We start from the raw sequence: 18,223 nt of genomic DNA on the forward strand, positions 1-18,223 counted from the left end.
ATAAGGAATCCTCGCTAAAAGTCTTGATTTTTTTCACTTTTTCTGCAAAAATAGAGGCATAGAAAGAAGGTTGAACTATGACAAAAATCAATCAAATCATCACTTATCTTGAAAATGAAAAACAGGATGTAGCTGTTATCTCCGATCCTGTAACCATCCATTACCTAACAGGCTTTTACAGCGATCCACATGAACGCCAGATGTTCCTATTTGTCTACACTGACCATGAGCCACTTCTTTTCGTACCAGCACTAGAGGTTGAGCGTGCTTCCTCTACCGTAGATTTTCAGGTTGTGGGCTATGTCGATTCTGAAAATCCTTGGGAAAAAATCAAAGCTTCCCTACCACCTCAAACCTTCAAACAAGTAGCGGTCGAGTTTGACAATCTGATTTTAACCAAGTATCACGGCCTGCGTACTGTTTTTGATGGGGCTGAATTTGTCAATCTGACTCCTTACATCAACCGCTCGCGCTTGATCAAGTCAGCCGACGAAATCCAGAAAATGCTGGTAGCTGGCCAATATGCCGACAAGGCTGTCAATATTGGTTTTGACAATATTTCACTGGACAATACCGAAACAGATATCATCGCTCAAATCGACTTTGCTATTAAGCGAGAAGGCTATGAGATGAGTTTTGAAACTATGGTTCTGACAGGCAATAATGCAGCTAATCCGCACGGCATTCCTGGAGCCAATAAAATCGAAAACAATGCCCTTCTCCTCTTTGACTTGGGCTGCATGGTCAATGGTTATGCCAGCGATATGACACGGACCGTCGCTGTCGGCCAGCCAGACCAGTTCAAAAAAGATATCTATTATCTGACTCTGGAAGCCCAGCAAGCAGCGCTTGACTTTATCAAACCAGGCGTCACAGCTCATGAAGTAGACCGAGCTGCCCGCGAGGTCATCGAAAAAGCTGGCTATGGTGAGTATTTCAACCACCGCCTTGGACACGGCATCGGTATGGATGTCCACGAATTCCCATCTATCATGGAAGGCAATGACATGGTCATCGAGGAAGGCATGTGCTTCTCTGTCGAGCCCGGCATTTACATTCCTGGCAAGGTCGGCGTCCGCATCGAGGACTGCGGCTATGTTACCAATAATGGCTTTGAACTTTTCACCGAAACCAGCAAAGAGTTGTTGTATTTTGAATAGAAATTTTAAGCCTATATTAATGTTGAATGATTATTGGGCATGGCTAAAATCCTCTGGTTATTTGAACCATAATTGTTGAATATCGTTATAGCTATCTTAGTCCTTACGCATTTATAATTTCAAAAAAAACGATAGAAAACTTTCTGTCGTTTTTCTTGTTTTCTGGTAATTAGACTAAGTTATTTAACCTTGCTCACTTTTCCTGAAATAATATAGGATCTCAGAGACTCTCCAAAGAACTCAATTGCTCAGTTCTAACCAGATCTTACACCAGCAAGATGTTTTCATCGCTGAGAAGAGAAAGCGTCACAAATCCTTATCATATCAAAGTTTTTATCCCTTCTTGCCCTTCTGATTTAAAAATGTTGCAACTCTCATTAAATTATCTAAAAATTCTAATTTTAAACACTAAGGAGGTCTGGATGCTCTTCAAAAGGTCAGAAGATCACGGATTTTCTCGCTATGTCTGCCTGCTCTTGCTTCTCATCATTTTTCTGGCTTGTTCCCTCTTTTTTGCTGTCTCCTTGGGATCAGTCACTATTGACATACAAGATACTTACCAGATTATTTTCAGCAAGCTCGGAGTTTCCCTTGGCACAGGCAAACTATCCCCGTCTACAATCGCGATTGTTTGGAACATGCGGGTTCCAAGAGTGCTATTAGGAATCCTAGCTGGTGCTGGGCTGTCTGTCTGTGGCAGCGTCATGCAATCTACTGTCAATAATCCCATCGCAGAGCCTTATATCCTGGGAATTTCAGCAGGTGCAACCTTCGGAGCCACACTGAGCATCATCTTAGGACTCAAATCCATTACTGGCGCAGGCGCCTTTATAGGAGCTATTCTGGCATCGGCAGTGGTCCTTTTTATCGCATCCATGCAGGGAAAAATGACGACAAGCAGTCTGATTTTATCAGGAACAGTTGTAAATGCCCTTTTTATCGCCTTTTCCAACTTTATCATTTCTGTCGGTACCAACGCTGACAGCCTTATGACAATCAAGTTCTGGACTATGGGCTCACTGGCTGGAACTTCTTGGTCAGACCTTGCCTTGCCGGCTCTTGTTGTTGGTCTCTCCTTTTTGTTTTTCTGCTCCCAGTATCGTATTTTCAATACTATGATGATGGGGGACGAAGCAGCTTTGACACTGGGGGTACCTCTGCATTTTTACTGGTTCCTTTATATCACAGTTGTCGCAATAATGACTGCGGTCCTGGTTGCCTGCTGTGGTATTATCGGCTTTGTCGGACTAATCACTCCGCACATTGCTCGTAGATTAGTCGGTACCAATTACAAAAGGCTCTTTCCTATCGCTACTCTGCTCGGCTCTCTTTTTCTTGTCTGGGCAGATGTTTTGGCTCGAATTTTGGTTAAAAATGCCGAGCTGCCGATTGGGATCTTCACCGCTTTAGTCGGCGCCCCCTTCTTTATCTACATTGTAGCCAAAAGCCGAAAGGAGGTAAGCAACTGATATGGATCTAACTTGCCAAAATATCCACTATTCTGTCGGCCAAAAAGAAATCTTAAAAGGAATTTCGCTCAAGGTCGAGGGAAATCAGTTTCACACCATTTTAGGGCCCAACGGAAGCGGCAAAACTAGTCTGCTCAAAACCATCTACCGCCAAATCAAACCCGACATCGGGGACATTTATCTAAACGGAAGGCCACTTGAACAGGTCAGCATAAAAAAAGCTGCCCAGAAAATAACCGTTGTAACTCAGTTTAACCATCTTCAGTTTGACTGCACTGTCCAAGAAATCGTCATGCTGGGCAGGACGCCCCATCTGTCCCTTTTTCAAAAAGAGAGCGATAAAGACTACGCCCTTGTTCGTCATGCCTTGAGTCAGGTAGACATGCTGGAAAAGAGAGATCGAACCTATTTATCCCTGTCTGGTGGTGAGAAGCAAAGAGTCCTGCTGGCACGCGCTTTGGCTCAACAGCCAAGCCTACTGCTCCTAGACGAGCCGACCAATCATCTGGATATCAAATACCAGCTGGATATGCTGCGTATCGTGAAAGATCTGAAGATTAATGTTTTGGCTGTTTTACACGATATCCAACTGGCTTGTCGGTATTCAGACTATTTGTACCTCATGAAGGGAGGTGAGATCACATACCAAGGCGCTCCAAAGGAGGCCATCACCCATGATTCACTACAAGCCGTTTACGGTATTCAGAGCAAAGTGATCTGGAGTAAGGATCAACAGGCCATGATTCAATATCTATAAGAGTCTGTTTGCAACTTTATCTATACAAGCTTCAAGCCCAAGAAAGGAAGGCAATATGAAAAAACACTCAGTATCTTACTCGTTGCAACTGCTACACTGACATTAGCAGCCTGCAATTCTTCATCTAAGGAAAGTACAAAAGAAAGCTCAACTTCACAATCTTCCTCCAAAACAGAAAACGCGAAAAAGAGCACAGTAGAGACAAAATATCCAGTGACAATCAAAACTTACGATGCCGAAGGCAAGGAGATTGATCAGGTCTTTGAAAAGGCACCGGAAAAGGTCATCACCAACAACCTTTCAACGACTGAAATCTTGATTGAACTAGGATTGAAAGACAAGATCGCCGGTATGCTCAATCCAGATAACGACGTCACAGATAAATACAAGGCTGATATTGCTTCCATTCCGCAAGTCGGCGATAAAAAAACCGTATCACAGGAAACTGTGCTATCTTATGAGCCCGATGCTCTTCTTGGCCGAAACATGATGTTTTCCGAGAAGTCTCTGGGGACAGTCAGTGCCTGGAATGAAAACAAAATCCCTGTCTATACACAGAAGGCTTCCCTGTCCAATACTAAGCAAGACCTAGGCAATATCGTTGAAGATGTCAAGAATATAGGAACCATTTTTAATGTCCAAGACAAGGCCAATCAGTATGATGACCAGCTGCAGGCAAGAATTGACACTGTCAAGAAAGCCAATAAGGTTAGCCAAGGCGAAAAGAAAAAAGCGCTCATCATGTGTGCCTATAACGATGAGACTTTCGGTGCTTATAAATCTGCCCTGCAGGAGAGCCTGCTTAACCAGCTCGGCTATACCAATGTAGCGACCGGAACCTCTGACTTGACCTTGGAAAATCTGGTCTCTATGGATCCAGAAATCATCATCTATGTAACAAGCGACCGCAACAAGTCCATGGATGAGCAAGCAGTTGATCTAATGAAAACCAATCCAGTTCTGGAAGATGTCCCAGCGGTCAAAAATCAGAAAATCATGACCATCTCCTATGATGAGTTCATGGATTATGGTCCTGCTGTAATCGACTCACTCGAGAAAATCAATGACTTTATCAATAAATAAGACCTTTGTCTGGGAAGGTATCACTGTCAATATTGCCCTGCCCCAAGATTATGACGGATTACGACCTTGTCCAGCAATCTTGCTAAATGATGGACAGATAAACTACCTAAGCAAGCTTTCTCCATCGGTAATCTTAATCGGACTGATATCGAACAACAGGCTGGACGATTATACACCGTGGAAAGCCAATGCTCTAAAGCCTGGAAATCCTGATTTTGGCGGCAAAGCAGATCGCTACCATCAGAAACTATTCAACGGTATATTAGCAGAAATCAGACGGCACTACCTACTGGATGATAAGAGAATTGCCTATGGTGGCTACTCTCTCGGTGGACTAGTGGCTGTTTACAGTCTCTATAGCAACTGCAAGATCCCCTGCGTCTTTTCTATCTGCGGTTCCTTTTGGTACCCTGGTTTTACCGACTATTGCCGGACCCAGAACTTGAAAAACAAGGGCTGTCTGGTTTATTTGCAGAATGGAAAGAAAGAAGGCACGAATCACTCAAACCGACTTTCCAAAGCTCCTTTTTATGCTGCAGAAATTCATCGCTTGATTCAGACAGAAATCCTTACCACCTACTCCGTCTTTGACCCTTACGGGCATCATGAAGCCCTCAAAGAGCACTATGCTGCCTTTGCCGACTGGCTGACCACACAATGGCATATCGACTAATGAAAAACCCCTTTGTCACTTACAACAGCTGACAAAGGTTTTTTTAGTTCATTAATGCAAGCAAAAGACTCTCACCAGTACAATGGTGAAAGTCTTGAGTAAAAAGATTTATTCCGTTTTCTCCCCAGCTTCCAACTCCAGTAGAAAAGCTTTTTTATCAAGGCCACCGGCATAGCCAGTCAGCTTGCCGTTGCTTCCGACAATCCGATGACAGGGAATCAGAAGGGAAATGGGATTATGACCAATGGCGCCACCAACTGCTCTAGCAGAGCCAATTTTTCCATACTCAGCCTGCAATTCCCGCAAAATATCTGAATAAGTAGCCGTTTGTCCATAGGGAATCTTCAGCAGCACTGTCAGAACCTTGCTTCTAAACTCAGTAACTTGAGGTACCAATGGAATTTCATCTGTTGCGGGATTTTCTCCCTTAAAATAAGCATCCAGCCAAGCAGCAACATGCTGGCTAACTTCTGTCTCCTCCTGATGCGCTTGCTCCAGATTATAACCTGCCCCAAAATATTTCTGGCCCTCCAACCAAAGTCCCAACAAGGCATTTGCGTCCGTCAAGATAAGAATCCGGCCAATCGGCGATGTATAATAATTCTTGTACATATTTTTTCTTTCTTTTTACTTCTTGATATGTCTTATTATACCACTCTTGTCTTAACTTTAGCCACAATCCCATCTGGGTCTGTGACTTCTAGCTCTTGGGAGCTAATCCATCGGACTGGCGCCTGCAAGTCCAGAGCATTTTCATAAATAGCTACTAGATCTTCTTTTCCTTCTACTTGCGCTTCAAAATAGGCTAGTCCCATTTGCTTAGGTTGGCGATGATTCAAGTGAGAACCTCCCCATTCATTAACTGCTAAATGGTGATGGTAGTTTCCTGATGCCAGCCAGCTAGCAGAAGGTACAGAAAATTTATCCTCCAAGCCTAGAAGCTTTTGGTAAAAATGACTGGCAGCTCTGCTATTTTTCACAGATAGATGGACATGGCCCATACGAGTGCCTTCTGCAATACTAAACGGTTGGATTTTCTGACCTAGTTCATAGATTTCTTGAGCCGCGAGCGCTTCCGTCACTCCGATAATGCGGCCGTCTTCCCGAATATCCCAATCAGTCTGAGGCTTGTCCCGATAAAGCTCAATGCCATTGCCTTCTGGATCCTCCAGATAAATGGCTTCACTATAACCGTGGTCCGCCCCTCCAACCATAGAAACTTTATTTTCTGATAAGTGCTTCAGGATATCCGCCAAGGCTTGACGGCTTGGAAGCAAAAGCGCCAGATGATAAAGACCATAAGCCGACTTGACTGACTGCCGGTCACTGGTCGCTAAGAGTCTCACCAGCGCTTGTCCGTCCCTGCCCAAAGCCACCTGTCCGTCCTGCTCTTCCAAAAGTTCCAGCCCTAAAACACGCTGATAAAAATCCTTTTGTCTTGCTAGGTCGGCTACATAAAGTGCCACCTCTCCTAGATAAATCTTACTTTCATATTCAAAAGTCATATACTTTCTCCTCTCTTTAATTTTAAATGTCAGCAGTTTTCCTGCTCAATCTTTTTTTATTTTCTCAAAACAGAGATAGGTCCCTTGATGCGGATGCCTGCCTTTCCATTTGCTCCGAAAGATTATTTTAAATTGTAATTATTTTTGTTACATCTATTAGTATAGCAGGTTTTAATGTAATGTCAACAATTACATCTTGAAAAATTCTTAACAAAAAACAATCTGCTCACTGGGAAACAGATTGTTCTTTAATTTCTTTTTCGGTCGCTGCGACGACCTCGTCAAGGCTGGTCTGAGCCAATTCAGCTTCCATAGCTGCCTGAATAGCCGCCAAGCGGTCATCTAAGACATTGTGAATGTTCTTGCCGATAGGACAGTCTGGATTGGGCTTGTCATGAAAGCTAAAAAGCTGGCCGCTCTTGCCCAGACACTCAACTGCGCTATAGACGTCCAACAGGCTAATATCTTTCAAATCTTTGGTAATCTCTGCTCCTCCAGTCCCACGAGCAACAGTAATCATCCCGGCATTCTTGAGCTGGGACAGGGTCTTGCGGATAATGACCGGGTTGACTCCGACACTGCCAGCAAGGATATCACTTGTCAATTTTTGTTTTTTCCCCTCCAAAGCCAGTACAATGAGCATATGGGTGGCAATGGTAAAACGGCTAGAAATCTGCATTTTTTCTCCTCCCTCATCATTTTCTCTCACTATTATATCTCAAAAATGGTGTAACTTCAAGAGTTACGACTGGACTTTAAGAAAGCTGCAATCTCATCTGCATAGCCTTCCCGCTCACTGATTTCCCGTAGCAGGTCGTGATTATGGGTATGGTGGATACCATTGACCAAACTTTCCTGATAAATCTCATAGTAAGGCAAGTGGAGCTCCCGAGCCAATCTCAGCTCCTGCTCCACGTCATAGGCCACGCGCCGCAGGTCGACATCAGCCAGACCAGTCTCATCTATCTCTAAAATGGCATACTGGGCTCGCAAGTCCTGACGCAAAGCTGAATCTAGAAAGAACGGCTGACCAATAGAGCCAGGATTGATAATCAGCTGACCCTTAGTCCCATAACGAAGAAACTGCTGGTGAATATGACCATAAACAGCGATAGCACAGTCATTTCCTTCAAAAAGGCGGTCGAAATCGCTCTGCTCGCCAATATGAATCAGCTCCCGCCCCCAATTCTTATCTGGTAGATGGTGGCTAACCGTAATCTTCAAGCCTTCTACTTCTATCAAGACCTGTAGAGGAAGTTCCTGCATGCGGTCAATCTCTTCAGGACCGACTTCCTCTAGGACAAAATGGCAGAGCCGGGTCAGGTAGAGATGGCTGGGACGTGTCAAGTCTAGCTTTTGGTGCAGGGCATACCAGAGACTGTCCTCCCAATTCCCCCTGACCTGGAGGCTGATGTGCAGCTGCTCCATCCTGTCTAGGATATTTCTGCGACCGGTTCCTGGCAGGAGCAAATCCCCCAAAAACCAATAATCTGTCACCTGCTGGCTTTCCGCATCCGCCAGTACTGCTTCCAAGGCTGTGCTATTCCCATGCACATCGGATAATAAGGCAATTTTTCGTATCATCGTATGTCTTTCTCTTTCTTTACAAGGAATATTATATCAAAGTTCAAAAAAACTTCCACCCATCAAGTGAGTGAAAGCTTTAAAATATCTTTTATCAATCAACCGATTTGAGTGCTTCCAGCATATCCACCCTTCTGAGGCGGTAGTTGACAAAGAAGCCAAGTAAGGTCAGGATAAGAGTCACTGCTGTTAGAGGAAACAGATAGACGGAGAGACTTACTTGAGTATTTAAGCTAATAATGCTAGGCGCAACCTTCTCAATCAAAAAACGATGCAAGAAGAAACCGCCCAGAAGCCCAACTGCCATCCCAATTACTGACAGAATAATGGTCTCTCGATAGATATAGAGAGTCACTTCCTTATTATGGAAGCCCAGAACCTTGATAGTGGACAGCTCGCGAATCCGCTCAGCGACATTGATATTAGTCAGATTGTAGAGAATGACAACTGCTAGAAGAACGGAGATCACCACCAAAATAAGCATCGTATTATTAAGAGAATCAGCTAGAACGTTGAACTGCTTCACCATGCTAGCATTTTGTGAAACACTCTTGACAGACTTGAGGCTCATAAATTCATTGGCCTTGTCGACAATATTTTTACTAGAAGAATCCTTGAGCCGCACTAGATAAGTATTTTTATCGGGCTTTTTCCCGTAAATTTTCTGGTAGTCCGTCGCCTTCATAAAGGCAAAATGGCCAAAATGATTCTCATTGACTGCTGCAAGCTTGACAGACTTGCCACCCAACTCTATACTGCCACCGGGGCTAACTCCAGCTATGCGGGCCAATTTATCCGAAACCACTGCACCGTACTTGAGAGTCAGCTTTTGCTGGTTGTTGGGACTTTCCAGAGAAATAAAAGGTTCAAAATTTTCTTTGTCCGTGACCATCAAAGTGATTGTTTCTGTCTCTTTTCTTCCTTTGTATTTCTCTGACAAGGTTTCACTGTGGATTTCCTGATAGGCAGCAATCGAGTCATCCGACAGCATCTTTTTCAGCTTGTCCTGCTCAGCCTGATTCTCTCCAGGATTGACAGCGACAATCAAGTCGTATCGCAGAATCTCCTCAAACTGACGTTTTGGAATACCACCAATAGAAGATTGGAGTCCTAGGCCGGCAAAGAGCAGGGAAACAGAGCCCGCCACACCAAAGATAGTCATAAACATCCGCTGTTTATAGCGAAAGATATTGCGAACAGTGACCTTCTGAGTAAAGCTAAGGCGCCGCCAAATAAAGGACAGTCTTTCCAAGAAAATCTTGGAGCCCTTGACTGGTGGCTTGGGCAAAAGCAAGTGAGCTGCTTCTTCTGTCAGCTCTCGTCTTGCCACCAAATAGGCAGGGAGAACGCTAGAAAGAAGGGAAAGCCCAAGGGCCAGTAAACTATAGGAAATATAAAAATATGCATGAGGGGCAGAGAGCACCATCCCTCTGGTAATAATAGAAGAAATCACTCCCGACAAGAAATAATGTCCCAGCAGAATCCCTATGAAGGTACCTAGACTCCCCGCCACCAAACCGTAAAGAGTAAACTTGCGAATGATATCATGGCTATGATAGCCTAGAGCCTTAAAGACACCTGCATTTGTTCGCTCCTCATCGACAAAGCGCGTCATAGTGGTAAAGGTCACCATAGCTGCCACCAGATAGAGCACCACCGGGAAGATATTGCCAATCGACGCAATACTATTCATGGAGTTTGTATACATATGATAGCCATTACCACCTGGCAGCGACTTGCGGTCATAGCTATGATAGGCCGGCTCTTTCAAACGATTCAGGTCTGCCTTAGCATCAGCTAGCTTGTCCTTGCTAGCTGATAAGTCTTTCTCTGCCTGTGCGAGCTCTGCTTTTTTCTGATTGAACTGGAACTCAGCTTCCTGAATCTGCTGCTGGCTCTGGCTGAGCTGGGCAGGAGGGAGGATAGAAGCGGCTTGGGCTGCTGCTAGCTGGCTTTTTTTCTGGTCTAGCTGACTCTGAGCTTGTTCTAATTGTTTTTTACCTTGGGTCAGTTCGCTCTCAGCCTGAGCAATCTTATCTTGGCCCTTCTGAATGGTGCTTTTGGCATCTACCTCTAATCGCTTAAAGCGAGCCGCTCCGTTATCTTCCAGACTCTTGTCCAAAGCAGTCTGGTGCTGCTCCAAACGCTCCTGATAGCTTGTAGAGAAAGGAGGCAGCTTTTCTAAATCATGATAGCGCAGGCGGGCAATACTGTAAACATCTGTATCAAAGACCTTGGGGCTGACTACAGCATAGGCTGATAAAGCCCCGCTACCACTAGTCGCATTGCCCAGATTTCTATCAGACCAGAGCTCTGCCGAGTTGACAAAACCCACAATCTTATAAGTCTTGTTTTTCAGAACTGACGGCCTGCCTGCCTTCTCGATCAGATCAATCTCCTGACCAAGCTTATATTTCTTAGACCAAAAACTAGCTAGGGCAATTTCTTGCTCATTTTTAGGAAGACGGCCTGAGGTCACTTGAAAGTTTGAAATATCCTTAGTATCTGAGAATACTCGGAGAGCCTCCTCGTCTATGGTGACATCTGTCAGATAGCCAAACTCGACATCAGCTCCCTTAATAGCTTCCAGCTCTTTCTGATCCTCCTTATCCAAACCATAGTCCGCCATAACAGCCAGGTCCATGGTTCGCTGTTCTTTCAAGTAATCTGTTGCTGTTCTGCGCATATTGGGTGGAGCGACCTTAAGTCCCACGAGAGCTAAAGACCCCAGCATCATGAGGATTAAAATAGATAGGAAACGTCCTTTAGAGCTAGTGAAGGAGCGCAGAATATCTTTCCAATAAATCTTTCTCTTCATATCAATACTCCAATGCACTTATGTCCTGAGGCGATTCATTCACCGTAACACTTTTGACTTTCGCATCGTGCATACGGATGACCCGATCAGCAATGGGAGCTAAGGCTGCATTGTGGGTCACAATAATCACTGTAGCTTCTTGATTGCGGGACATATCCTGCAGGATTTGTAGCACTTGCTTGCCGGTATTGTAGTCCAGAGCTCCTGTCGGTTCATCACAGAGCAAAATCTTGGGATTCTTGGCCACAGCCCGAGCGATGGACACCCGTTGTTGCTCCCCGCCTGATAGCTGGGCCGGAAAATTATTGAGGCGTTTTTCCAGTCCCACTGCGGTCAGAGCCGCTACTGGATCTTGAGCGTCCTTGACGATTTCAGAAGCCAATTCAACATTTTCCTTAGCCGTCAGGTTGGGCACCAAATTGTAAAACTGAAAGACGAAGCCTACATCATTGCGACGATAGTCCGTCAGCTGGTGGGAATTGTAGTCAGCAATATTCTGGCCGTCTATCAGGATATCTCCCTCATCATTGGTATCCATACCTCCGAGGATATTGAGCACCGTAGACTTACCAGCACCAGAAGCACCCAGGATAATGACCAGTTCCCCCTTTTCAATCTCAAAAGAAATATCGTTGTTAGCGACAATTTCTGCCTCACCTACCTGATAACGTTTAAAGCTATGCTTCATTTCAATATAAGCCATATCGTTTCTCTCCTTTTCAAACCCCATCTCCTTAAATCGACAAGGTGTTGATTCTAAATCACAGATATTATATAATGAGCTTAGACAAAAAGCAATAATCAAAAATCAACAAAGTGTTGATTTAAAAAAAGGAAGAAAAATGGTCCAGAAACGAAAAACTAGTACTAAGGAAGACATCAAAGAAGCCTTGATTCAGCTACTATCAGAGGAAAGGTTTGATAATATCTCCATCAGCAAACTCTGCAAACGGGCAGGGATTAATCGCGGCACCTTCTACCTCCACTACCAAGATAAATATCAGATGGTTGAAAGTCTAAAAAGCGACATCATTTCCCAACTTTATAGTTATAGTCTTTTTGAAGAAGAAGGCGAATATTCCAAACGGTTCATGATAGCCAAATTTCATATACTGCGTGCTAATGAACGTCTGATCAATGCCCTGACTAGAAGCCATTATATTGACTTTCGCGGAGCTATTCGGGAATTCATAACCAGTATCATTCTGAGCGACAAGCAAAAAGCTGCTACCCAGCGTTTTTTAGAGGAGAACTTTCATATCCCTCAGAAATACGCCTTGGAAATCTTCCTATCCAGTGTTGAGGGGATTATTTCTCTTTGGATAGCCGGCGGAGCTCAGGAAGAGCCTGAAGAAATTACTCAAATGATCCTAGCTACCTACAATTATGATTATTGGAAATCATGACCAGCACTCCATTTTTATAGATGAAAACTCAAAAAGGCGCAGATTCATCTGTGCCTTTTCTTAAAACGTTTCTGGTGAGCAAATAGTTTTTTGGTGATGCCCACTTAGATAAAGGCAGCAAAATCCTGTCCTATTTCACCATATCTGGATCGTAATCATAAAATCCTGTATCGAGGAAACGATTCTTCGGATGCAATTTGTGAAGTAGCTCATCTAGCAAGAAAGCTTGGTCATGGCTAAATTCACCTTTTTCAATCAGATCTCTTGCCTGAACAAAGAGCTTAGCAATCTCAACAAAATTCTGACCAGGAGTATAGAGACCTTCCAATTTCCAATGAGTAAAGCCGTGGTCAACCAATTCTGTCAACTTGGTCATCAAGTCCAAGTCATTATTGGCAAAAATATGAGTCCCATGCTTGTCCTCAAAGATCGAATAATGGCTCTGAGGATCGCTCGGTTCCGCAAGAAAGAGATCCCTCTCTCTTGATTTTTCATCATCAATGTGTGTAAAGTTATAATAATTTTGCAAAAGTGGACGTTTAGAGTGGTGGATAACGCTCGCACCATAAACTAGGACTTCCGCTGGAATTTCAAGGATTTCTGGCATTTTAAAGAGTTCTGCCGATGGAATTTCCCGCGCCAAAACAGCTTCCGACACCCCAGCATTCTTGCCCCAAAAATTAATCTGACGGCTGCTAGTAACCATGGTTGAAGCATCATAAATCGTTTTCAACTTATAGCCATCCCGCTGCAAGACGTAGAATACACCTGCATCCCCAACGGTGATATAGTCTACCTCAATCTCCTGAAGAAAATCCAAATAAGGCTTGATCTGGTCCATCATATCCTGATGCATCAAAGCATTGACGGCAACGGTCATTTCTTTTCCTGCCTGATGAACCATCCGAGATATACGATTTAATTCGTCGTAAGTGAAGTTATGCGGTAAACGAAGGCCGTATTTTTCCTCTCCGACATAAATACGATCTACTCCTGCTTCCAATAAGGCTTGAACTTGTTCTATACTTTCAGCTGTTACTGTAATAATTATCTTTTTCATATCATTATTATACCAAAAAAATAGGATTTATGATTTCTTAATTCGATTTTATTCGTTTTGTAACTATCTTGTAATATATCTAATCATAGAAACATGATAGAATGATAAGGTATTACTAGGAGAGAGACAATGGCTGTAAGAGATTTTAAACAGTTTGAATCAGTGCCACTGCATGATTCGACAGAACAAACTAAGGAAATATCCTATCAAGAATACCTGCCCCAAGCAGAATCAGCATCACAATTACGTGAGCTATTTTTCTTTATAAATATCGCTTTATTCTGTATTTTGACAGTCTTTTTTAGCTTTATGTTTTTGTCTGCAAAAATGAGCACCTTTCTATCTTTCTCACTTGCTATTGTCCTAAGTCTTATGATTATTCAAGGGTATCGCACTGTTCGGAGAAAAAGACATTGATTTTCTACGAATTAAATCAAACGAGATCAAAAGATCTCGTTTTTCTTTTCTTTACCAAGCGTAATTTGGCTCCTGACAAGCACACATAGCTGCCAACAATTCTTCTGGAGTTACCTTTTTCAGCCCTCCATAGACTGGATCCTGAACGGTGTAGGACGGATCAATGTAATAAACTGCAAGGACATCACTGCCGTCTGCTGATAATTCATAGCCCGTACCCACAACATTGTGTTCACCCTTGTGACCTGGGTAGATGGAGGCATTATCAATCGTATAGTAGAGCGGATAGCCATCATCAATATTCTTGCGCAGGCGCTCCTTAAAGAGCCGCATATCTTCAGAATTCGAGCCGCTACTAGTCACTGTAGCAAGATGATAGCCCGCTTGGCCTGCCGGCACTTCCGCATAACCAAATAAATATTGATTTAAGACACGGATTGCATTGACATTATGGGTACCGAAAGTCTCATCGGTCCCCATCGCTCGTGCCAATTCTTCCTGACTAGCCTGAACGCCCCTGTAAGCTAGAATCATACTGACAGAGGTCGGTGCGCAAGTATTCCAAGCTCGCTGGATCTGCTTGGGAACTTCCAGCCGTTTTCTGATTGGAGCAGGCGCTTCTTTGCTAGAAGGCTGTGTCTCCTCTTCTCTGACCTTTTCAGTTGTCTGACTGGAGCTTTCTGACTCCGCCGAAGCAGAACTCTGACTAGGGCTGGATTTATTTGCACTAGATTGACTACTGCTAGCTGTTTTCGAGCGGGCTTGACTCGTGCTCGAAGCCTTAGAAAAAGAGTCAGAGCTTCCAGACTTAGGGGACTCTGAAGCTTTCTGTCGAGAACAAGCCAGTAAGCAGCAGCCCAGACCTAGCAAGGCAAATACTTTTAAATGTTTCATACCAACACCCCCTTTTACATATATGATAGCGCTTTCACCGTAAAATGTCAAGACGCTGAGGATAGAACTAGAGAGTAATAAGTATCACTTCCTAGCTCCACACGACTACTCATCAGATACTGCAGGAAATGTCTACTTCGAATAAAAACGAGGCTAGAACTCTTTTGTCCCAGCCTCAGACTTGTGTATTTAGTTTGAACTTACTTATCTTCTAAATCAATGATGATTTCTTCTGAAGGGGCTTTTTCTCCTTCTTCCACCACGATATCAGAAATTTCTTCTTCAAGAATTTCCTCTTCTTTTTCAAACTTTTCTTTGATTTCTTGGAATTTATCCTGCGAATAGTCTACTACTGACTTGGTTGTATCCTTGACAGACTCCAATACTGTTTCAGCTGTAATTTCGCCATTTTCAACCTTTTCCTTGGTTTGGTTGATGGCCTTGACAGCCTGATCTGAAAAATCCTTTACTGATTGGACAACTGCTTCGTGAGTCTTATCTGGATCTTCACGATAGTCTACAACAAAGTCTTGAACTTTTTCAGTAATTTCTTTACCTTTTTTGCTAGTTAGAAAGTACGCTGCAGCTGCACCAGACACAGCACCTAATAAAAGTGATGAAATTTTTCCCATAATAAACCTACTTTCTTATTTTTTAAATAATTTGCCAACAAAACGAAGGGCCGTTAGACCTGCTGTTGTTTTGGCTGTCGTGCTTCCTGCTGCGACTGCCTTTTTTCCTAAAACACGCGCCTGATCATTTAAATCAGAGACTGATTCGGATAGGTCTGCCACCGCATTGAAAAGCGGATCAATCGTTGCTACTTTGTGGTTGATATCATCTGTCAACACATTGACTTTGGCAATCAAATCATTGGTTTGATGCAGGGTAACATTGACATCAGAAGTCAACACTTTGATCGTATTTTCTGTCTCATCCAGCATTTTTGCAGCCTTATCACCGAGAGTTTTGACGGTGATGGTCATATAGATTAGAAAAACAACCAAAGCGACAGCAACTAAAGTATAAGCAATTTCAAGCATAGTATTCTCCTCTCACTCTTGATAATAGGGGGCTTGTTTTTTTCTTTGGTAAATCATAATGCCGATGCCTAGTAAAATCAGAGCTGCAGACAGCCACTGAGATACACGCACACCCAAGAACATGAGACTATCAGTCCGCATACCCTCGATAATCATTCGGCCAAATCCGTACCAAATCAGGTAAAAGGCTGCCAATTCTCCCTGACGGAAGAATTTAGGCCGGCGTCGTAAAATCATCAGTAGGGCAAAGCCAAGTAAATTCCAAAGGGATTCGTATAAGAAGGTTGGCTGGCGATAAGCGCCATCTATGTACATATTGTTGCGGATAAAGGACGGCAGATAATTAAGATTTTTGACCACTGCTCCATAGGCTTCTTGGTTAAAGAAATTACCCCAACGACCGATACTCTGGGCAATCAAGACGCTAGGCGCTGCAATATCCAAGAAATCAACAGGATTGATTAGCCTTCTCTGTGAAAAGAAATAGAGGACAAGCGCACCGGTAATCAAACCACCATAAATAGCTAAACCACCATTCCAAATCTGAAAAATCTCAATCAGAGAATGCTTGCCATAATAAGACCATTCAAAAATCACATAGTAGAGTCGCGCTCCAAGGATAGCCAAGGGAAAGGCAATCAGAATGAAATCAAGAATATCATCTGGAATCATCTTTTTGCGTGGCGCTTCCTTCATGGCCAAGTAAACGGCTAAAATCAAGCCAGTAACAATGCAGATTGCATACCAACGAATACTAAAGGGGCCGACTGTAAAAGCTACTGGATCAAGCATCTTTCACCTCATTCTGACTAATCAGATTAGTCAGTCGTTCTTCAAAAATCTTAGTGGCATCAAAGCCCATTTCCTTAGCCCGATAGTTCATGGCTGCGGCTTCAATCACTACAGAGATGTTGCGTCCTGTCTTAACTGGGATGCGAATCCGAGGAATTCTGACGCCAGAAACTTCCAGTTCTTCTGCATTATTACCCAGACGGTCAAAGGTCTTATTAGTATCATAATTTTCCAGATAGACGGCAATCTGTACCTGTGAAGAATCCTTAACCGCACTAGCTCCGTAAAGGCTCATCACATCGATAATGCCGACACCGCGAATTTCTAAGAGATGGCGAAGAATCTCAGCAGGCTCTCCCCAGAGGGTCATTTCATCCTTGGCAAAGATATCAACCCGGTCATCCGCCACCAAACGATGGCCACGCTTGACTAACTCAAGGCCAGTTTCACTTTTACCGATACCACTGTCCCCTTGAATCAGCACTCCCATCCCGTAGATGTCCATCAATACGCCATGAACACTAGTTCTGACCGCCAAACGTGAATCAAGGAAACTAGAAATTTCCCCTGATAGACGGCTGGTTGATGTGCGGCTGGTGAGAATCGCGATTTGCTTTTCTTCAGCTGCTCGCCGCATTTCTTCAGGAATCTCCAAATTGCGCGCCACAATGACAACTGGCGTTTCTGGCTGAAACATTTTCAGAAGGACCTGATGACGGTTGTGGGACGTCATCTTCATCAGATAAGACCACTCCTTCATCCCAATCAGCTGAATCCGTTCTGGCGTATAGTAGTCAAAATAACCGGTCATTTCAAGGCCCGGCCGCGAAATATCCGATGTCGAAATCTCCTTTTCTAAGAGGTCATCACTGCCGTAAACGATGCGTAAACGGACTTTTTCAATCAAATCTTTGACCTTTACAGACATTCCCTGCTCCCTTCAAATTTATCTTTCTCTATTATAGCAAATTTTTACCCTAAAAGAGTTTTTAAGATTGGAAATTAAGCAGGATTTTTCCCTAGATGCTTGTAAAAATATCTGCCAGCCATCAAAAAGGCCAGTCAAAATAACTAGCTAATCCATTTTTTAAGAACTCTTTTTTGATTTTGAAAGCAAGGATGGCTCTCGAGAAAGGCTGGTATCTCACTTAGAGGCAGCCAGAGATGAGCATCGGTTTCGCCTACCTGATAGCGAACTTGGCTCTTGTCCCCAGATACCACCGCTTCATAGAAGTCAAAGTGGCACTGGTCTTCGACAGAGCACACCTGCTCCAACAGTCTGATACTGTCGGGAATCAGGCCTGTTTCTTCTTCTAGTTCCCGCAGGGCGGCTGTCTGACTATCCTCTCCTGCCAATACACTCCCTCCCGCGCCAAACTCATAGTAGCCGGGATATAAAGGCTTGCTGGCAGAACGGCGCATAACTAGAATATCTCCATCTTCATGGCGAACCAAGACATTGACACAAAGATGAAACTGACCTTTAGGAACAGGCTCTCCTCTGACTAAAAGATAAGGCAGTATATTTCGATTGAAGTCATAAGCATTCCAAACTTCCATTG

Annotated in this window: 20 protein-coding genes; 7 read left to right on the forward strand and 13 right to left on the reverse strand. The window is 43.7% G+C overall.

Features of this window, described 5'->3' with window-relative positions; all coding sequences use genetic code 11:
• Positions 1-77: 77 nt before the first annotated feature.
• From FXF62_RS07230 to FXF62_RS07250, 5 genes are all read left to right on the forward strand, one after another.
• Positions 78-1,160 (forward strand): M24 family metallopeptidase, encoded by a 1,083-nt coding sequence (locus FXF62_RS07230; protein WP_149518230.1) that lies wholly within the window; start codon positions 78-80, stop codon positions 1,158-1,160.
• Between the two features lie 422 nt (positions 1,161-1,582).
• On the forward strand, positions 1,583-2,629 hold the full coding sequence (locus FXF62_RS07235) for a FecCD family ABC transporter permease (RefSeq protein ID WP_149518231.1): 1,047 nt from the start codon (positions 1,583-1,585) through the stop codon (positions 2,627-2,629).
• Between the two features lies 1 nt (position 2,630).
• Entirely contained in the window at positions 2,631-3,386 is a 756-nt protein-coding gene (locus FXF62_RS07240) for an ABC transporter ATP-binding protein (protein ID WP_149518232.1), read from the forward strand.
• Positions 3,387-3,404: 18 nt separating this feature from the next.
• A complete protein-coding gene (locus FXF62_RS07245) occupies positions 3,405-4,469 on the forward strand; it encodes an ABC transporter substrate-binding protein (RefSeq protein ID WP_149518233.1) in 1,065 nt (354 codons plus the stop codon).
• Complete coding sequence (locus FXF62_RS07250; RefSeq protein ID WP_149518234.1) at positions 4,450-5,142, forward strand: alpha/beta hydrolase-fold protein; 693 nt, start codon at positions 4,450-4,452, stop codon at positions 5,140-5,142. Before FXF62_RS07245 ends, FXF62_RS07250 begins: the two co-directional genes overlap by 20 nt.
• Positions 5,143-5,250: 108 nt before the next feature.
• On the opposite strand, the gene FXF62_RS07255 is transcribed toward FXF62_RS07250, so the two are convergent.
• From FXF62_RS07255 to FXF62_RS07280, 6 genes are all read right to left on the reverse strand, one after another.
• Entirely contained in the window at positions 5,251-5,754 is a 504-nt protein-coding gene (locus tag FXF62_RS07255; protein WP_149518235.1) for a methylated-DNA--[protein]-cysteine S-methyltransferase, read from the reverse strand.
• 35 nt (positions 5,755-5,789) lie between these two features.
• Positions 5,790-6,647, reverse strand: coding sequence for a VOC family protein (locus tag FXF62_RS07260; protein ID WP_149518236.1), 858 nt, complete (start codon positions 6,645-6,647; stop codon positions 5,790-5,792).
• Positions 6,648-6,873: 226 nt separating this feature from the next.
• Entirely contained in the window at positions 6,874-7,326 is a 453-nt protein-coding gene (locus FXF62_RS07265; RefSeq protein WP_149518237.1) for an Rrf2 family transcriptional regulator, read from the reverse strand.
• Positions 7,327-7,382: 56 nt separating this feature from the next.
• On the reverse strand, positions 7,383-8,231 hold the full coding sequence (locus tag FXF62_RS07270) for a metallophosphoesterase family protein (RefSeq protein ID WP_149518238.1): 849 nt from the start codon (positions 8,229-8,231) through the stop codon (positions 7,383-7,385).
• A 94-nt stretch (positions 8,232-8,325) separates the two neighbouring features.
• A complete protein-coding gene (locus FXF62_RS07275) occupies positions 8,326-11,049 on the reverse strand; it encodes an FtsX-like permease family protein (RefSeq protein ID WP_149518239.1) in 2,724 nt (907 codons plus the stop codon).
• A gap of 1 nt (position 11,050) precedes the next feature.
• On the reverse strand, positions 11,051-11,752 hold the full coding sequence (locus FXF62_RS07280; RefSeq protein ID WP_149518240.1) for an ABC transporter ATP-binding protein: 702 nt from the start codon (positions 11,750-11,752) through the stop codon (positions 11,051-11,053).
• Between the two features lie 139 nt (positions 11,753-11,891).
• On the opposite strand from FXF62_RS07280, the gene FXF62_RS07285 reads away from it, so the two are divergent.
• Complete coding sequence (locus FXF62_RS07285) at positions 11,892-12,455, forward strand: TetR/AcrR family transcriptional regulator (protein WP_149518241.1); 564 nt, start codon at positions 11,892-11,894, stop codon at positions 12,453-12,455.
• A 130-nt stretch (positions 12,456-12,585) separates the two neighbouring features.
• Here the strand turns inward: FXF62_RS07285 and FXF62_RS07290 are convergent, their stop codons facing one another.
• The gene (locus FXF62_RS07290) at positions 12,586-13,515 is read right to left on the reverse strand and encodes a peptidase U32 family protein (protein ID WP_149518242.1); all 930 of its coding nucleotides are present in this window, start codon (positions 13,513-13,515) and stop codon (positions 12,586-12,588) included.
• A gap of 129 nt (positions 13,516-13,644) precedes the next feature.
• Here FXF62_RS07290 and FXF62_RS07295 point away from each other — a divergent pair, with 129 nt between their 5' ends.
• Positions 13,645-13,932, forward strand: a complete 288-nt coding sequence (locus FXF62_RS07295) for a DUF3270 family protein (protein WP_149518243.1) — start codon at positions 13,645-13,647, stop codon at positions 13,930-13,932.
• A gap of 51 nt (positions 13,933-13,983) precedes the next feature.
• Here the strand turns inward: FXF62_RS07295 and FXF62_RS07300 are convergent, their stop codons facing one another.
• The 6 genes from FXF62_RS07300 to FXF62_RS07325 form a co-directional block, all read right to left on the reverse strand.
• Positions 13,984-14,826, reverse strand: coding sequence for a C39 family peptidase (locus tag FXF62_RS07300; protein WP_149518244.1), 843 nt, complete (start codon positions 14,824-14,826; stop codon positions 13,984-13,986).
• 200 nt (positions 14,827-15,026) lie between these two features.
• Positions 15,027-15,458 carry a YtxH domain-containing protein gene (locus FXF62_RS07305; RefSeq protein WP_005589465.1) on the reverse strand — a complete coding sequence of 144 codons (432 nt, stop codon included), beginning with the start codon at positions 15,456-15,458 and terminating at the stop codon, positions 15,027-15,029.
• A gap of 15 nt (positions 15,459-15,473) precedes the next feature.
• Positions 15,474-15,869, reverse strand: coding sequence for a DUF948 domain-containing protein (locus FXF62_RS07310; protein WP_149518245.1), 396 nt, complete (start codon positions 15,867-15,869; stop codon positions 15,474-15,476).
• Between the two features lie 12 nt (positions 15,870-15,881).
• Positions 15,882-16,661: a prolipoprotein diacylglyceryl transferase gene (lgt, locus tag FXF62_RS07315; protein WP_111694506.1), complete on the reverse strand. Its 780-nt coding sequence runs from the start codon at positions 16,659-16,661 to the stop codon at positions 15,882-15,884.
• Entirely contained in the window at positions 16,654-17,589 is a 936-nt protein-coding gene (gene hprK / locus FXF62_RS07320; RefSeq protein ID WP_015605214.1) for an HPr(Ser) kinase/phosphatase, read from the reverse strand. The genes lgt and hprK overlap by 8 nt, the downstream gene beginning before the upstream one ends.
• Positions 17,590-17,732: 143 nt before the next feature.
• On the reverse strand, positions 17,733-18,221 hold the full coding sequence (locus tag FXF62_RS07325) for an NUDIX hydrolase (RefSeq protein ID WP_149518246.1): 489 nt from the start codon (positions 18,219-18,221) through the stop codon (positions 17,733-17,735).
• Positions 18,222-18,223 lie beyond the last annotated feature (2 nt).

Origin of the sequence: Streptococcus cristatus, from assembly GCF_008369405.1 — a bacterium.
Lineage (GTDB): Bacteria > Bacillota > Bacilli > Lactobacillales > Streptococcaceae > Streptococcus > Streptococcus cristatus_G.

Coding starts and splice junctions, on each gene's coding strand:
- FXF62_RS07235 (WP_149518231.1), top strand. CDS start 1,583: ATGCTCTTCAAAAGGTCAGAAGATCACGGATTTTCTCGCTATGTCTGC.
- FXF62_RS07300 (WP_149518244.1), bottom strand. CDS start 14,826: ATGAAACATTTAAAAGTATTTGCCTTGCTAGGTCTGGGCTGCTGCTTA.
- FXF62_RS07280 (WP_149518240.1), bottom strand. CDS start 11,752: ATGGCTTATATTGAAATGAAGCATAGCTTTAAACGTTATCAGGTAGGT.
- FXF62_RS07265 (WP_149518237.1), bottom strand. CDS start 7,326: ATGCAGATTTCTAGCCGTTTTACCATTGCCACCCATATGCTCATTGTA.
- FXF62_RS07250 (WP_149518234.1), top strand. CDS start 4,450: ATGACTTTATCAATAAATAAGACCTTTGTCTGGGAAGGTATCACTGTC.
- FXF62_RS07275 (WP_149518239.1), bottom strand. CDS start 11,049: ATGAAGAGAAAGATTTATTGGAAAGATATTCTGCGCTCCTTCACTAGC.
- FXF62_RS07260 (WP_149518236.1), bottom strand. CDS start 6,647: ATGACTTTTGAATATGAAAGTAAGATTTATCTAGGAGAGGTGGCACTT.
- FXF62_RS07290 (WP_149518242.1), bottom strand. CDS start 13,515: ATGAAAAAGATAATTATTACAGTAACAGCTGAAAGTATAGAACAAGTT.
- FXF62_RS07285 (WP_149518241.1), top strand. CDS start 11,892: ATGGTCCAGAAACGAAAAACTAGTACTAAGGAAGACATCAAAGAAGCC.
- FXF62_RS07305 (WP_005589465.1), bottom strand. CDS start 15,458: ATGGGAAAAATTTCATCACTTTTATTAGGTGCTGTGTCTGGTGCAGCT.
- FXF62_RS07310 (WP_149518245.1), bottom strand. CDS start 15,869: ATGCTTGAAATTGCTTATACTTTAGTTGCTGTCGCTTTGGTTGTTTTT.
- FXF62_RS07255 (WP_149518235.1), bottom strand. CDS start 5,754: ATGTACAAGAATTATTATACATCGCCGATTGGCCGGATTCTTATCTTG.
- lgt (WP_111694506.1), bottom strand. CDS start 16,661: ATGCTTGATCCAGTAGCTTTTACAGTCGGCCCCTTTAGTATTCGTTGG.
- hprK (WP_015605214.1), bottom strand. CDS start 17,589: ATGTCTGTAAAGGTCAAAGATTTGATTGAAAAAGTCCGTTTACGCATC.
- FXF62_RS07240 (WP_149518232.1), top strand. CDS start 2,631: ATGGATCTAACTTGCCAAAATATCCACTATTCTGTCGGCCAAAAAGAA.
- FXF62_RS07295 (WP_149518243.1), top strand. CDS start 13,645: ATGGCTGTAAGAGATTTTAAACAGTTTGAATCAGTGCCACTGCATGAT.
- FXF62_RS07270 (WP_149518238.1), bottom strand. CDS start 8,231: ATGATACGAAAAATTGCCTTATTATCCGATGTGCATGGGAATAGCACA.
- FXF62_RS07325 (WP_149518246.1), bottom strand. CDS start 18,221: ATGGAAGTTTGGAATGCTTATGACTTCAATCGAAATATACTGCCTTAT.
- FXF62_RS07230 (WP_149518230.1), top strand. CDS start 78: ATGACAAAAATCAATCAAATCATCACTTATCTTGAAAATGAAAAACAG.